15 protein-coding genes are annotated in these 14,885 nt (G+C 34.3%); 11 read left to right on the top strand and 4 right to left on the bottom strand.

Annotated features, from left to right (window positions below; all coding sequences use genetic code 11):
- Positions 1 to 845: 845 nt before the first annotated feature.
- Positions 846 to 1,298 (bottom strand): Lrp/AsnC family transcriptional regulator, encoded by a 453-nt coding sequence (locus ACIQLB_RS21670; RefSeq protein ID WP_400730594.1) that lies wholly within the window; start codon positions 1,296 to 1,298, stop codon positions 846 to 848.
- 153 nt (positions 1,299 to 1,451) lie between these two features.
- Between ACIQLB_RS21670 and ACIQLB_RS21665 the strand changes: the two genes are divergently transcribed.
- From ACIQLB_RS21665 to ACIQLB_RS21655, 3 genes are all read left to right on the top strand, one after another.
- Complete coding sequence (locus ACIQLB_RS21665) at positions 1,452 to 1,916, top strand: VOC family protein (RefSeq protein WP_400730592.1); 465 nt, start codon at positions 1,452 to 1,454, stop codon at positions 1,914 to 1,916.
- Between the two features lie 336 nt (positions 1,917 to 2,252).
- Complete coding sequence (locus ACIQLB_RS21660; protein WP_400730591.1) at positions 2,253 to 2,684, top strand: hypothetical protein; 432 nt, start codon at positions 2,253 to 2,255, stop codon at positions 2,682 to 2,684.
- 212 nt (positions 2,685 to 2,896) lie between these two features.
- A complete protein-coding gene (locus tag ACIQLB_RS21655) occupies positions 2,897 to 3,184 on the top strand; it encodes a YolC/YozM family protein (protein ID WP_400730590.1) in 288 nt (95 codons plus the stop codon).
- 352 nt (positions 3,185 to 3,536) lie between these two features.
- Here the strand turns inward: ACIQLB_RS21655 and ACIQLB_RS21650 are convergent, their stop codons facing one another.
- Complete coding sequence (locus ACIQLB_RS21650; protein ID WP_400730588.1) at positions 3,537 to 4,406, bottom strand: SDR family oxidoreductase; 870 nt, start codon at positions 4,404 to 4,406, stop codon at positions 3,537 to 3,539.
- A 138-nt stretch (positions 4,407 to 4,544) separates the two neighbouring features.
- On the opposite strand from ACIQLB_RS21650, the gene ACIQLB_RS21645 reads away from it, so the two are divergent.
- The 8 genes from ACIQLB_RS21645 to ACIQLB_RS21610 all read left to right on the top strand — a co-directional run bounded on the left by ACIQLB_RS21645 (position 4,545) and on the right by ACIQLB_RS21610 (position 12,136).
- Positions 4,545 to 4,904, top strand: coding sequence for a winged helix-turn-helix transcriptional regulator (locus ACIQLB_RS21645; protein WP_400730586.1), 360 nt, complete (start codon positions 4,545 to 4,547; stop codon positions 4,902 to 4,904).
- A 206-nt stretch (positions 4,905 to 5,110) separates the two neighbouring features.
- Positions 5,111 to 5,575: a DUF3291 domain-containing protein gene (locus tag ACIQLB_RS21640; protein ID WP_400730584.1), complete on the top strand. Its 465-nt coding sequence runs from the start codon at positions 5,111 to 5,113 to the stop codon at positions 5,573 to 5,575.
- Positions 5,576 to 5,737: 162 nt separating this feature from the next.
- Entirely contained in the window at positions 5,738 to 6,043 is a 306-nt protein-coding gene (locus ACIQLB_RS21635; RefSeq protein WP_400730603.1) for an ArsR/SmtB family transcription factor, read from the top strand.
- 102 nt (positions 6,044 to 6,145) lie between these two features.
- The gene (locus tag ACIQLB_RS21630) at positions 6,146 to 7,294 is read left to right on the top strand and encodes an MFS transporter (RefSeq protein ID WP_400730602.1); all 1,149 of its coding nucleotides are present in this window, start codon (positions 6,146 to 6,148) and stop codon (positions 7,292 to 7,294) included.
- Positions 7,295 to 7,916: 622 nt separating this feature from the next.
- Entirely contained in the window at positions 7,917 to 8,804 is an 888-nt protein-coding gene (vanY, locus tag ACIQLB_RS21625) for a VanY-A/VanY-F/VanY-M family D-Ala-D-Ala carboxypeptidase (protein WP_400730582.1), read from the top strand.
- A gap of 215 nt (positions 8,805 to 9,019) precedes the next feature.
- A complete protein-coding gene (locus ACIQLB_RS21620) occupies positions 9,020 to 9,754 on the top strand; it encodes a M15 family metallopeptidase (RefSeq protein WP_400730580.1) in 735 nt (244 codons plus the stop codon).
- Positions 9,755 to 10,589: 835 nt separating this feature from the next.
- Positions 10,590 to 11,399, top strand: coding sequence for a VanW family protein (locus tag ACIQLB_RS21615; RefSeq protein WP_400730578.1), 810 nt, complete (start codon positions 10,590 to 10,592; stop codon positions 11,397 to 11,399).
- 476 nt (positions 11,400 to 11,875) lie between these two features.
- Positions 11,876 to 12,136 (top strand): hypothetical protein, encoded by a 261-nt coding sequence (locus ACIQLB_RS21610; RefSeq protein ID WP_400730576.1) that lies wholly within the window; start codon positions 11,876 to 11,878, stop codon positions 12,134 to 12,136.
- A 1,389-nt stretch (positions 12,137 to 13,525) separates the two neighbouring features.
- Here ACIQLB_RS21610 and ACIQLB_RS21605 read toward each other — a convergent pair.
- Both ACIQLB_RS21605 and ACIQLB_RS21600 read right to left on the bottom strand, forming a co-directional pair.
- Positions 13,526 to 14,005, bottom strand: coding sequence for a hypothetical protein (locus ACIQLB_RS21605; RefSeq protein ID WP_400730574.1), 480 nt, complete (start codon positions 14,003 to 14,005; stop codon positions 13,526 to 13,528).
- Between the two features lie 329 nt (positions 14,006 to 14,334).
- A complete protein-coding gene (locus ACIQLB_RS21600) occupies positions 14,335 to 14,811 on the bottom strand; it encodes a GNAT family N-acetyltransferase (protein ID WP_400730572.1) in 477 nt (158 codons plus the stop codon).
- Positions 14,812 to 14,885: the final 74 nt, after the last annotated feature.

Below are 14,885 nucleotides of genomic sequence, written 5' to 3'. Positions count from 1 at the left end.
CATTTTTACTGAAGTTGTAACTACCAATGACATCAATTTAACGATAACGATCATTTCATTCGACCTCCTTAAGAATTTTTTGTTTGCTTTGTAAGTATATCTAACTTTAAGTTGTTTGTAAACATCTTTTACTAAGTTTTCCTGATTGTGTTAATGACTAGAAAAACTCTTTGCTGCTTTAACTTTTGTTCAACAATCGGGCCAAATTGTTGAAGATGAGCAGGGGATATTCACACATTCGCTGAAATATATAGGTATGGACATTAAATAAAATGGATTTCAAATGACGAAACCCACCTAAGGAGATGACGTTGAATTTTGTCGTGAAGCAGCTAGAGGTCACCCTGCAAATTGCCAAGGACCATAATCTCTTTTAGAAAAAGGAAAGGTGAAAAAATGGATTATAAAATGAAAAAAATTATGCTTTTTTCTATAGGCACATGAACGCTATCCACCTTATACTTATTTACGTCAGGACATACTAAATATCTTGTACCATTCTTGGGCATTTCTGTTCTAACTTTAGTTTTATTTTTATTAAATGAAATGAAAAAAACAATAATAAACCAAAAGACAAAGCGTAGAATTGGAGAATATGGATGGTACACATATTCCCTGTAATGTTCAAAAATAAAGTACTGTGCCGAAATTGTCTAAGGTCCTTTGTCTGAGAACTGAAAAAAAAGAGTTTAATAATAATTCAACAATCGGGCGCGATTGTTGAATAAACGTCTCTGTTCTTATTCAACTAACGGAGTGCTTTACTTCAAGATGGGATTTCACAGAGATCCCATCTTTTTCTTCTTCAACTAATGTTGCAGTTTAGCATAAGTAGGATTCTTTTGTTATTTTGAGAATGGTGCTTGTAGTAGAATCCGATTCTCAATCAGGTTTTTCAAGCTGATAAGGGACTTGGATGGTCCGAACTTTATAATAGAATCTTGAAATTGACCAATATCCTCTATGGAGGCAGTCTGAATCTTGATCATGTAATTGTATTCACCACTAATTCGAAACATATCGGTTACAATGGGATTTCGTTCGCAAAAATCCACCAGTGCTTGACATTGCTCTGTTTTAATAAGAAAGAATGCCGTGGTCCCTCGGCCTAGCGCCTGATGGCGAAAGGTTGCCGTATAACCCGAGATGATGTCTTTCTCCTCAAGCCTTTTTATTCGTTCCCTTACCGAGGGCTGGGACATGGACACATCTTTACTTATTTGTGAAATGGAGATACGTGCATTCTGCTGAAGAAGACCCAAGATACGGTAATCAGTTTCATCCATCCAATGTTCCATATATAATTCCTCCTAATGCATTTTCAAAAATGAATGAAATTAATTGATTTTCGTTATTTTTGGAAAGTGTAATGCGATAATCTTCTTTTTTATTGTATGTATTTCCTTACAACACTATTCTATACTAAATTCATCAGAAAGGGGAAATGATATTTGAATATCAAAGGTCTTGCTCATATTGCAATTCAGGCAAAAGATTATCCGGCAACAATCCGGTTTTACATTGAAGCATTGGGATTTAAGCGTGGACATCATTGGAGCCTTCCTTCGTTTCAAATCAAGGAAGCTTCGATGCTGATCTCTCCCGACGGCCGAACATGTCTCGAGGTTTTTGATGACGATGCTGTCATTCCAGCACAAGGGAAGAAAGCACGGTCGGAAGAGGAAGTTGCTTACGGAGCTATGCTTCACCTAGCGTTTTATGTGGAAGATGTCGACAAAGCGTTTCAAACGGCACTTGCCCATGGGGCAAAACCTTGTGTGGAAGCAGACAATCTAACTCTCGGAGAGCCTCCTCTTATTATCAGAAACGCTCTAATCCATAGTCCTAATGGAGAGGTTATCGAATTTATTCAGGATGTGGATTTTGATATAGAGTCCCGTAGTTCAGTGGAGTAGTTCAATAAGCTAGTGGCAATCTAAGACTTTTTCCTATCCTAGACTGCCACTGTGTTCTTCTTAAACTCCCATGAAAGAACTTAATCATCTTTCATTTTCTGTGGTGAAGTGCAGATTTTTGCGCTTCATGGATGGCTAACGGGGTGCTTTACTTGAAGAGCATTGAGTTGCATCTGCAGCTCTTTTTTTCTTTATTGAACTAACGGAGCAGTTTACTTTAACAACATCCAATAAATTCATTGGATATATATGCTAAAATAAAAAGGGAATCACGAAATAATCTACTTAAATGAAAAGACGGGCGATAGTAAAAATCTAATAAAGGAAAGTAATAAAATGAATAAATTAATTTTATCCATATTGATTGTTATTATTTTGACTGGATGCAATGGACCAACCGATCCTCTTAGTCAACCAGAAGGCAAAGTGATTGTGAATGGGGAACAATATACAATGATACAAAGTGATTATGAGTGGAAAGAAGAAAAAATGGAATTTAGTATGATGAATTCTACCGATATAAATGAAATAGCTAAAATTTTCGATACACTAGATGTTGAAAAAGGCGCTACATTTAAATTTGAAATTGATAAAAACTCTTCTTCAATTACGGTATCTAAACTGAATGAAGATGGTACAACTGATCTTGTTGAAATGAAAGATAATGAAATTACGATGCCATCGGAAAGTGGATATTATATTTATCAACTTAAAACAATATGGTCTGAAGGAAAACAAACTTTTGTTTTTGATGTTAATGTAGAATAAAAAGAGAGTGACCTACAACTAAATAAATTAGTTTTTTCTAACATAGGCTTTACTTGAATAGAGCTACATAGGCGGCTCTTTTTCTTATTTTGCTAACGTCGCAGGTTTATGAAAGATAGCAATAATTTTATTAGAAACACCGTAATCTATATTGAGATGAAAAGTTATTTACTACGCAAGATTGTGATAAACAAAAGATGGAGGAGAAAAAAATGGGTGTTAAAAGAAAATTCGGAGTACTAATTTTAACGAGTGTTATTGTAATGTCTGTGGTATTTTTGTACGCGCAACAAAAGCCATATAATACAGAGCAAGTTATAGATTCATTGTGGGATAAATATGACGTACAAAGCACTCAAATAGGTGTTACTGATCCGGTTATATCGATAGATGTATATGATAAAAATGATATACCTGAAGTTGAAAAGTATTTAAAAGCCAAATTGTCTAAAGATGATTTAGAGCACTATGAAATTGAGGTATTTTCTCGGTGGTCGTGAATCTTTAGTGAGACTACTATGAAATATTTTCCAAAATAGGGCGCGATTTTGGAATTAGCGTAGCCATTCATATTCAACTACGGGGTGCTTTACTTCAATAAGGGGTAGAGCCATTTTCTTCTTAGACTAACGGTGCAGATTAGTTCAATACGATGCCTGTTTTATCATTTAATCAAGTAATAGATGGAGGAAGAAAAAGTAGTAATACAGTTTACCATTAGTTTCGAAAAATACCGTATCATAAGTAAAAACGTTTTTTCGGAAGAAATAAAGAAGTACCAGTCCTAATTGGGCTGGCACTTTGTAAGATACAATATTCATTATGTGGTTCTAGCTGAGCAATTTGCTTTATCTACTTTGTATTTAATAATAAATGCGTCAGTGCTTGTTTTAGTGATGTAGGCTGACGATCTAATAAGAAATCTAAATCGGTATGTGTTGATTCTAATCCTCCTTCACGAATACCTTTTTGAGTCATTACTAACATTGGAAGGTAGGCTTCAGGTATTCCGGCACCTTTTAACATCTCTTCATAAGAAGCCTCGTCAACTGCTAATAAAGGAACATCTTTGCCTAATACTTCATTTAGAGTATCAACAAATTGCTGTTGTGTTAAATTTTCTCCAGAAAGTTCATAGATTTTATTTTCGTGACCATCAGCTACTAAAACATTCGCTGCTGCCTCAGCTAGATCTGGGCGATATACCCAACCGATTTTTCCTTCACCAGCAGAAGTTACCCAAGGGGCACCAGCCAGACAGCCTTGAATTGTGCCAAGTTCATTTTCTACATACCAATTGTTACGTAGAATCACATAAGGAATACCTGATTCAATAATTGCTACTTCACGTGCTCTATGCAGGCCAGCTAGGAAAAAGTCATTTCCTTCTGCCCTCGTAACACTTGGATAAATAATTTGTTTTACATCTGTTGCATTAGCAACTTCTACTGCGTTTGTATGCTGACGCATAACTGTTTCCAAATCACCAAATGTTGACATAATGAATAAACGATCTATACCTTTGAATGCTGTAAGTAATGCTTCTGGATTTTCAAAATCTGTTACACGAACTTCTAGGCCGTGTTCCTTATAGCTAAGCACTTTTTCAGACTTGTCGTCCCGTACACCAACAATTATTTCTTCAACTGATAATTTGGTAAGTAAATACTCAACAATTTTAGAACCTAAATTTCCATTTGCACCCGTTACTAAAACTTTCATACAATCTCCTCCACTACGGTGTTATTTTTGATTTTTGTACCTAATAAATATACTATTATCAAAGAAAGATTTATGTAAGTAGGCACAATTTAATAACATAGTCATAAAAATAGTACCTAAAGAAAAGGAGGTTTTATTTTGGCACGTTTTAGTTATCAAGATGAAACGGTCTCTGAAGAAACGCTGCAAGAAATTTGTCCATTAACAGTTGCTCAAAATGCAATTGCAGGCAGATGGAAAATCGTGATTTTGTGGCATTTAAGACAAAATGAAATTATTAGGTTTAATGAATTATTGAGGCTGCTACCTGGTATCTCGAAAGGAATTTTAACTAGACAATTAAGAGAGCTTGAGGAGGACAGATTAGTACACAGAGAAGTTTATAAAGTTGTTCCACCAAAAGTAGAATATTCATTAACAAAGCAGGGGCAAAAGTTTATACCTGTATTAGAAGCAATGCAAGTTTGGGGTAAAGATTTACTAAATAAAAGAATATAGATGTATGAAAAACTTGAGGATTAAAAATAATTATTAACTTCTTATTACAAATAGCTAAAAGGTATCGAGTTTAAATGTAAAAAAATGAACACTCTCATATAGAATTACTTTTCTTATTGAACTAACGTTGCAGGATAGTTGAAGAAGGTATTTCTGTATTTTTACTTGAATATATCTATAAAAAGACTATAGATGGAGGGCTGTTTATGGCATTAATTTCAATCTATACTGTTGGTAGGCTAAACCATCCCTATGACCACCCTACCTCTCGTGAATTTTATCAAGTTGGAAATGAAGTATATAGTCAGGCAACTAAATCAGGACTTATAGAGGCATTCTCACCTGAAGGAGTCCCTTTCCCTGAAGAAACCGTAAAGGGAAAGGGTTCTCCTATTCTTACTCTTACAGTATGGAGAAATCTTCAATCCTTATATCGCTTTACCTATTCGGGACAGCATATACAAGCATTACGAGATAGAAGCAGATGGATGGAGCAATATCCAGAGAAACACCTATCTTATGTAGTTTGGTGGACAGAAAAGGTGGAGGATGTCTCATGGGAGGAAGCATTTAAGAGATACAACTATTATATTCAGCATGGTCCAACTCCTTTTGCATTTGATTTTAAGCATACATTTGATGAAAAAGGGGAGAGGTTCTTGATTAAGTAGCAGGGGTCCACTCTGAAGGGAATTGTGAAATATTACACTTAAACTAACGGGGAGCTTTACTTCAAGATGGGATTTCTGTGGAATCCCATCTTTTTTCTTGTTCAACTAACGGGGCAGATTAATGAAAGAAGCAGTAATATAATTGTTATTTTTTAAAGAATGATGTATTATAGTTTTATGATTATCGAACAACGAAATGAAGACCAAATTAAAGTACAAATTTTTAAGGCATTAGCTGATGAATCCCGGTTAGAAATTATTCGAATTCTTAGAGATCAAAAGGGAGAATTAAGCTGTGGGGAGGTAGGTGAACATATTAATATTTCAAAATCAACAGCTTCTTACCATTTTAAAACTTTGAGGGAGGCAGGATTAACATCCACTCGTAAAGAAACTCGCAACAAATACGTTAAATTAAGACTGGATACATTTGAGAAATATTTGCCAGGTTTCCTAGATTCTTTGTGAATCTAGGAAAAATTTTAATTTTTAGTTCGATAGTTTTTAAACTATTAAACAATTGGAGTGTTAGCATTGAATAGAAAAGTTTCAATTATTTTTTTCTTAATAATGTTTGTTATTGGGACAGATACCTTTTTAATATCCCCATTACTACCAACTTTACAGGCGGCTTATAATATACCAACGGAATGGTCTGGGTGGATGGTTAGCACTTATGCTTTGGGATATGCTTTATTTGTTTTAATTGCTGGACCTATTTCTGATGGAATGAATCGTAAGAAGATAATGATTTTAGGTTTAGTGGGATTTGCAATCTCAACTTTTTTATGTGGAATTGCTTCAAACTTTTGGGAAATGATTGTATTTAGACTACTAGCTGGTGTAAGTGCTGCTTTTGTAACACCACAAGTTTGGGCCTCTATTCCAATATTAGTAAAGCCCAATGATATAATAAAAATAATGGGATATGCAACGGGTGGTTTGGCTGTTTCTCAATTGATAGGAATACCCATTGGAAGTTTATTAGCGGCTTTCACTTGGCATACACCCTTTTATATAATTTCAATATTATCGATTTTCTTGGTATTTGTTATTACAATGTTTTTTCCCTCTATTGAAGCAACAAAAAATATTGAGAAGCAATCAATATTGGGAAAATACCAGCACATATTTAAAACACCAAGAGCAATTAAATATTTCTTAGCTTATTTTATTTTTCAAATAGGTAATTTTGCTGCATTTTCTTTTATTGGTTCTTGGTTTTCGGAGAGTTTTTCATTAAGTGTTTCTGCAATTGGAATAGCAATGATAAGTTTAGGGCTCGGAAATGTTATTGGCTCCTTTTTTGGAAGTAGAATTGTAAAAAGGTTAGGAGAACCTAAGTCCTTATTATTATCATTAGTAATCTTAATCCTTTTTTACATAGGCCTTCCTTTCTCTCCAAATCTATATGTAGCTGAAATAAGTTTCTTTTTTATATTTTTGATCGGTGGGTTTATATTTCCTGTTTTTATGAGTACCTTGCAGAGCTTAACAACAACAGCTCGTGGTACGGTCTCCGCCTTGGCCAACGCTACTATGTATGGTGGTACAACACTTGGTGGAGTCATTGGTGGTGTTCTTTTTAGTCATATATCAGGGTTTAAAGGGGTTTCTCTCTTTACTGCTATACTTTATATCGTTTCTTTACTTATTTATAAAAGCAGTGGCATATTTAACGAAGAACAATCATTGCATACTAAAGATGTTTCCTCTTAAGAGATGAGTTCAAAGGAGTTCAGCTGCCAAGTGGGAGAGCTTACTTGTAATGTAGGTTGTGAAGGTTCTACTAGAGGCTTTTGTCGAGGAGTATTTATTAAAAGTATGAATTTAGATAAAGGTACCTGGAATTGCGCTAAAGGTTGAGCATTATGGAAGGCATTAATTAATTATAATAGCATTAATAAAAAAATAAATGAAAACGTCGTTATACTGTTGATGCAATTCTAAATAATGTGTAATTTCTACATAAGGACGTTAGTTATATTCGATGGGCTTAATGTTTGTGAATAAATGTACTTAAACTAACGGGGACTTTACTTGAATAACATTGAGTTGCATATGCAGCTCTTTTTTTCTTTATTGAACTAACGGAGCAGTTTAGTTGAAGTTGAAAAGAGTATTTTTAGGTGCATATTGAAGTTAATCTTAAAATAGAAATTGTTTTCAAAATAGTGGATTTGATGGTTTTATTTCAACAAGAGGTAAGTAAACAAAATAGTTAAGATAGATTCATATTTTAAGTAAGCAATTTAAGAAAAACTTAAGATTTACCCTACTATCTTCTTAATTAGTTTTACTTATAATCTTTTAAGTAAGAAGAATAAGGGAGAAGTTAAAAATGAAAAAGTGGGGCTTTTTATTAATTATTGCAATATGTTTGGGTGTGACAGCCTTTAAGATAATACCGTTCTTTCAAGGTGAAAAAGGTGTAATAGTAAATGCCTATATTGAGAATGGTGTAGTGGAGGGTAAGTTGTCTTCTGGAAATATAAAAAAAGTAGAAATTCCAGTAGAACAAATTTATCAAGGAAATTTACTTTTGGTGAACAGTAAGCACCCAGTTCACAATGAAAGTATAAAGTCAGATGTCATCAATTTATATGCTCGCAAAGAATTGGTAAAAGGATACAGAGTGTTTAATAGCGAAACATATTTATCAGAAGATATAGCAAGTAAATTTTCGGATATGGTTCTTGATGCGGAAGAAGATGAAGTTTCTAGTTTTTTAATTACGAGTGGTTTTCGAGGATTTGATGAGCAAACTAAACTTTATAAAGAAATGGGTTCCAATCGTGCCTTGCCAGCAGGTTACAGCGAACACAATTTAGGTTTATCGCTTGATGTGGGAAGTACCCAAGGGAAGATGGAGGTAGCACCTGAGGGCGAGTGGATTGCAGAGAACGCTTGGAAATACGGGTTTACTCTACGTTATCCAGAGGATAAAACGGACATAACGGGAATTATGAATGAACCATGGCATATCCGCTATGTCGGTTTACCACATAGTGCGATTATGAAAGAAAAGAATTTTGTTTTAGAGGAATATTTAGACTATCTAAAAGAAGAAAAACATATTTCTGCTACTGTAAAAGGTCAAAAATATGAGGTCTTTTATCATCCAGTTACTGAAAATACCACTATTAATGTGCCAGCCAATCTTCGTTATGAGGTATCGGGCAATAATACGGATGGTGTGATTGTGACAGTATTTCCTGATAACGTGTAGAAACTCAGGTGAGGGTGCGATGAACGGTATTATAAATCATACTGAAACACTACTTAAAGAGACACCAAATACAGGTACAACATAAAAAGAGTGAGGGAGAGCCAAAAGGCGACTATCTCCTATAGGAAATCCAACAGTTCCCCCAGTTGTCCGGATCAACTGAAAATTCTATCGGAAAGAGCTCTTACTATTAATATACGAGGAGTCATATAAATATGATAAAAAAAATAGTCCCAATTGCACTACTCATGATGATTCTAATTGTTTCTGGCTGTTCCGGAAATGAACAAAACAATCAACAAAACCAACAACAAAACCAACAACAAAACCAACAACAAAACCAACAACAAATCCAACAGGGAGTACTCACTGTCGCTGATCCTGAAAGTATCACCGTTCTTGTCAACAAAAAATATGCTTTTCCGGAAGGCTATGAACCGAAAGATCTCGTTTATCCAAATGTTCCATTTATATTTAATGAAAAAATAGAAAAAAGAATGATGAGAGAAGAAGCAGCAAAGTATCTCGAAAAAATGTTCCAGGCGGCGAATAAACAGAATATTCATCTAGCAGGTGTTTCAGCCTATCGTTCTTCTCAAACTCAAACAACACTATTTAATAATTATGTTGAAAAAGATGGAATCGAAAAAGCAAAAACATATAGTGCTGTTCCTGGAACAAGCGAACATCAATCAGGATTAGCAATTGACGTTAGTGGATCCGATGGTTCTTGTGCAGCAGATGACTGTTTCGCGAATACAGAAGAGGCAGCATGGCTTGAAGATAACGCCCATAAATATGGATATATCATTCGCTTTCCAAAAGACAGAGAAAATATTACTGGCTACCAATATGAACCATGGCATATTCGTTATGTTGGGGTAAATTTATCCACTGAGTTATATAATAAAGGGTTAACATTAGAAGAATATTATAAGTTGCACCTGTGAGCAGAGAGAGAAAATAACAATGAGTATCTTAAAATATAAAATTCTTCCAATGATATGTTTTTAGAATAAAGATTGGTTAAAAAATTTCCTTCAACCTTTTTCAAATGCCAAAACCCCATTTTGAAAAAAGATTGATCAAAATGGAGTTAATTTTTCTAACTAAGTTTGAGATTTTTATTGCTACACTACCTTTTACTTAGTTCAGTTATTTTGTTTTTTATCCGAGTAACGCAGATAAGCAGCTGCTTTCATAGTTTTCTGTAAATCGAATTTTTGTCTATTTATCATGATGCATTCGATTCCTTAGTAAATGCTGCAAAATACTAATCGATATGAACGTGAGTTTCATATACACGAATTTTATCGACAAACAATTCGATGAGTTGCTGAAGTTCCTGTTCGCTAAAGCCATGATTGAGCTGTGATAGAAATCGAGAAATGTCTTTGATTTCTCCGCTTAATAGCTGTAAAGAAAACAAATCAACCTATATATATAAGGCTTTTCACTATATTCTTTGTCCTGTCACCGGTACCTTTAGATGTTTTTTAGTTAAGTTAAGAAATTTTCGAAGGTCCACAAACGTTGACATACAAACGTTTGTGGTTTTTTTCTATTTTAATGGACACGATAGAAAACGATAAGAATTGAATTTATTTTACACAAATTTCACACATGAAAGAACCTTGATTTGTGAAGCGGTGGCGTGGTTGAAGTTAGTTTGAAAATTCTTAAGAACGAATTCTCACAAAAAAGAATTCGTTCTTGAATTTAACTAAAAAAGCATAGTAATAAATAGAAAGTTTATTATTTTCTAAAATAGGGAGGAAAATAGTATTGAGACTATCTGAACTTCATCCAATCTTCTATTACACACGAATCAAACAAAAAAGACTTTTTCGGTTTTTAGCAAATTTAAAAGAAAGAAAACGGTTTGCCACACATAAAGAGTTATCAACTACATTTCCCTATACTTGTAAAAAACATCAATCATTACTGAAAAGAAAGTTAGGAAATAGTGATCCTAAATTACAAGAAAATAAAATAATCAATTTAAAAATTGCAACAAGTGAAATCGATGACGTAATCATTAAGCCTGGTGAAACTTTCCCTTTTTGGCAACTAGTAGGGAAAACAACGGAGGCAAAAGGCTATATTGAAGGCATGCAGCTCGCAATGGGAGAAGTAAAGACGGGCATTGGCGGTGGAATTTGTCAGCTCGCTAATCTACTGTATTGGATGGCGCTACACACACCTCTTATTGTTACGGAAAGACATCATCATAGTTTCGACCCATTTCCTGATTCGGGGCGAACACTTCCATTTGGGAGTGGTGCAAGTGTTTTTTACAACTATATAGATCTACGATTTTATAATCCGACATCCAAATCTTTTCAAATAAAGGTTTGGGTAACAGATAAACATTTAAAAGGGGCTATTTTTGCTAATGAAGAAATGCCTTACTCTTACCATATTGAGGAAAGAGACCATCAATTTTTAAAAAGAGACGGGAAAAACTATCGTCAAAATGAAATTTGGCGAAAGACGATCGATAAAGTAACTGGACAAATGTTAAAAGAGGAATTGCTAATCAAAAACTTTTCAGAGGTGAAGTATCCTATACCGCTCGCTCCTGAATTACCGTGAAGACGGAAAAAAGAGAATTTTTACTGTAAAATTTAACACCGTATTTCTAGTGAAGTCGTGGGGAATGATATCCTCTTCCATTGCATCTTTAACACATGCCGAATATGGGAATTCACCCTTTATTAGTACACTCGCTTCTTGTGCTAACGGGGCATTTAATACGGTAAACAGGATATTTTGAGGATCATTGAAGTAACTATTCTGGGCTTTCTTCTAAAGAAGGGATATTAATTTTTTTGTTGAAAGCTTAAAGGCATTTTGATGATAAAGGTTGAATATTGAATTATAAAAGAACAAAAAACACTGTTTAAAATTTTACGTCAATAATCGACATGTTGATGTACTCATTGCAAAACTTTGTAAATTAATAGTGCATGTTGTTACTATCTTGTGAATATAATAGAACAAATGTCACGTGCAATGTAAGCTTTTAATTGATTTATTAAGGAATTAGGATGAAACGAAGGAGTGTAAAATTGTCGGTTTCAAATCCTCAATACGCATTTTTAGAGGTTGATTTTCATAATCCTAATTTAACTCAAGCAGAACTGAAGGTTGAGAATATTTCTGAAGGGGTACGGAAAAATAATGAACTCGTAGGAAATACCAAAATAGCATTGAAAATAATACCACCTAATGTATATCTAAAATTAAACTGGATGATAGGTTGGCTCTTATGGATACCAGTAGATATTTATTGTGCCGCGGCTTTGGTAGTAGCTCAATTCATATCATAATAAAAAGTTAAAACCACTATCCATCATAACAATGAAGGTGTTCTGTGGTTAGATGATATAATTGTAACAAGTGGATAGATAACCCGAAAATTCTGCGAGAATTTTCGGGTTATCAAATATCATGCATACATAGGCATTTGAGAAGTAGATATACCCATAAACATCTCATGTGTTGTTCATACACTCCGTACATGTAAAAGAAGAGGCTGAGGTGGGGGGAAAGCCGGAGATAACGTCAAAGGCTTACCTATCACTATAATAAGCGTCTCTTTTTTCAACTATAGAGTGTATTAATTGAAGAAGTCATAGTTAAATATGTATAAGAATTCCACTAAAATAGGAACCGAGCATATATAATTAAACCTACCAGCACCCTTGTGTTGCCACCTACACTCAGCACAATGTGAAGCGGTGACGTTTCTACAGTTAGTATAAAAATTGATTAGAAAGAATTCCTATTATCGGAATTCTATAAATAGCAGATTGTCAAAACAGTCTATCCGCACTGACAAACATATGTGTAGGCTCCATCAGTAAAGGGGAGAACAGAAAAAAATCACCCATAACATGACGAGTGATTTTTGAAAATCATATCTATAAAAAAGTCTCAAATTCAAGCTGCTATGTTTAGATAGTTAAAATACCTCGTATGGTAATGGTAGCAGCTCCTGCAACTTTGATGACTGGTTCTAATTCTTTTGATTTTCTCTTTAAAAGTATACTCATGTCCCAGTCTCTTTTGTGTTTTTATCTGATGAAGCGAAGGTACTGGCTATGGGGCAGTGGCGTTAAGAAGTAAAAGCAAGAGAGCGACCATGTGAACTTGCAAAAAAGAATTAGAAGTTAAAATAAAATAAAAATATTATGTTAACTATATAAAGAAAACTATAGATAAAATTATCTATAAAATGAATGACAAAAAAATAATAAAGAAAGAGGAATGGAATAGGATTCTTTGCCAAAGGTGTAGATGTATTACAAAAACTAAATTAGCAACAGGAAAAATGGCCAAGAGTATTTTAATTTTATGTGCTGCGAGTTTTTTGCACCTTTAAAAAAGATCTCTTCAGGGTCTGCCCCTCCAGATACTGTTTGATGAATAACCACTTGAATTCGTCGGTAAAGGTGATTGATTTTTCACTGATTTTACTTATTAATATTTGTTTGTAGACAAAAGTTCACGATTTGCTTCGCTAAAAATTTTCTTACTCATACCATCCCCTCCATGCTTACTTCCAGTTTACGAAAAGATACCCACAGCTTGAACACCTTTTTTCTAAAGTGTCCAATCTAGGGGTACCAGTTTATTCGGGCTAAGGAGCTTAATCATTTTATTTTATTCTAATGTCTATGAGGACAGCTCAGATCAGGTGATTCTTTGCCATTTAATTATTTAGCTGTTTTAAATTCACTGCGCATATCTTGGAACGCATCCTGAGACCCGGCGTTCGGTGATGGAGTAATACTTAAGGTAACTTTATTATCGGTAATCAGCACAATCATTTCTTTATCATTTGCCGATTGAATGAGTACTAATGATCCTTTTGAATCTTCGTCCTCATATGGCACAGCTTCTGCAACCTTGGGATCTTTCAGCTTCTGTTCCTCCGAAACCCCTGACTTAGCATTGACGCGGAATTTACCTTGCATATCAGGGTGCACACTCTCCTCAACAAACTTCAATCTTTCCTCTTTCTTTCCATTGTTGTAGTAGTCCGTGACATAGGATAATGCTAGCTTCTCATCCGCAGCTCGTTTCTCTGAATCCCCAGCTTGTTTCTCCGAATCTGCGGCATTAATACTTGAGCATCCAGATAATATAATCACTGCGGCGAATAAAATAGATAGAAATTTTGTAAAGTTCTTCATGTTTCTCCCTTGGAATAATATATAAGTATAATCGTTAGTCTATCATACACAGGAATTTATTGTAAATAAAATCCAGGGTTTTTTATATTGTTAAGTATTATTTTGGAAAATATAATAGACTATAAAATGCCGTTTCCGACACATATTACCCTGGTTACAACAACGCTGGTACCGGGCGTTCCAGGCGCGCTCAGACATAACCCAAAATAATTTATCGAATCTTTATTCGCTCTCATTCATTTGAAAGCTTTTTTAAATTGATTAAATGAAACAGAAAAAAATCACTCATGTCATGACGAGTGATTTTTGAAAATCCATTTTTACAATTATTAAATGTTTAGATTCATAACAATTTGCTCGCCAATACGTCCCATTCTTCTTTCCCCGTTATCGACAAAGCCAACTTTTAAATATAAATTTTGAGCCGGAATATTTTTATGATTAACGACTAAAACAACCTCATTACAATCTTTAAACTCTCTTTTAACAAATTCAGACAGTGCCAGCATCCCTTTTTTGGCATACCCATTTCCTTGTTGTCTATGATCAATAGATAGTGCAGTAAGCAGCATAGCCTTTGGATTATTAGAATACTCTCTTACTCTTTCTGTTGCGTGCAGGACAAAAAATCCTACAGGCACACTGTCACTCAGAATCACAATCGGATATTGTCCAACCATTTCTATAGAAATCTCTTTTGGAAGGGCAGTAAATTGACTTTGTTCTTCCGGAAGTTCAAAGTCATTCAATATATCTACATATTTTTTTGAGAAGTGTACTAATTCAATGGCGTTCGTTTTTTGCATAAAATAACCTCCTTTGCTTAATATTTTAATACCGGAACAAACGTTCGTCAAGAGACTTAGTTTATGAATAATAT

Source organism: Lysinibacillus sp. NPDC092081 (assembly GCF_044755845.1).
GTDB lineage: Bacteria > Bacillota > Bacilli > Bacillales_A > Planococcaceae > Lysinibacillus.
The sequence above is the reverse complement of the archived record's forward strand: the minus strand, read 5'-3'. Positions and strand labels throughout refer to the sequence as shown.

What these genes read in the sequence shown, in the direction of transcription:
- ACIQLB_RS21660 (WP_400730591.1), top strand. Translation starts at nt 2,253, where the DNA reads ATGAATAAATTAATTTTATCCATATTGATTGTTATTATTTTGACTGGA.
- ACIQLB_RS21640 (WP_400730584.1), top strand. Translation starts at nt 5,111, where the DNA reads ATGGCATTAATTTCAATCTATACTGTTGGTAGGCTAAACCATCCCTAT.
- vanY (WP_400730582.1), top strand. Translation starts at nt 7,917, where the DNA reads ATGAAAAAGTGGGGCTTTTTATTAATTATTGCAATATGTTTGGGTGTG.
- ACIQLB_RS21670 (WP_400730594.1), bottom strand. Translation starts at nt 1,298, where the DNA reads ATGGAACATTGGATGGATGAAACTGATTACCGTATCTTGGGTCTTCTT.
- ACIQLB_RS21620 (WP_400730580.1), top strand. Translation starts at nt 9,020, where the DNA reads ATGATAAAAAAAATAGTCCCAATTGCACTACTCATGATGATTCTAATT.
- ACIQLB_RS21655 (WP_400730590.1), top strand. Translation starts at nt 2,897, where the DNA reads ATGGGTGTTAAAAGAAAATTCGGAGTACTAATTTTAACGAGTGTTATT.
- ACIQLB_RS21605 (WP_400730574.1), bottom strand. Translation starts at nt 14,005, where the DNA reads ATGAAGAACTTTACAAAATTTCTATCTATTTTATTCGCCGCAGTGATT.
- ACIQLB_RS21650 (WP_400730588.1), bottom strand. Translation starts at nt 4,406, where the DNA reads ATGAAAGTTTTAGTAACGGGTGCAAATGGAAATTTAGGTTCTAAAATT.
- ACIQLB_RS21635 (WP_400730603.1), top strand. Translation starts at nt 5,738, where the DNA reads ATGTATTATAGTTTTATGATTATCGAACAACGAAATGAAGACCAAATT.
- ACIQLB_RS21600 (WP_400730572.1), bottom strand. Translation starts at nt 14,811, where the DNA reads ATGCAAAAAACGAACGCCATTGAATTAGTACACTTCTCAAAAAAATAT.
- ACIQLB_RS21630 (WP_400730602.1), top strand. Translation starts at nt 6,146, where the DNA reads ATGTTTGTTATTGGGACAGATACCTTTTTAATATCCCCATTACTACCA.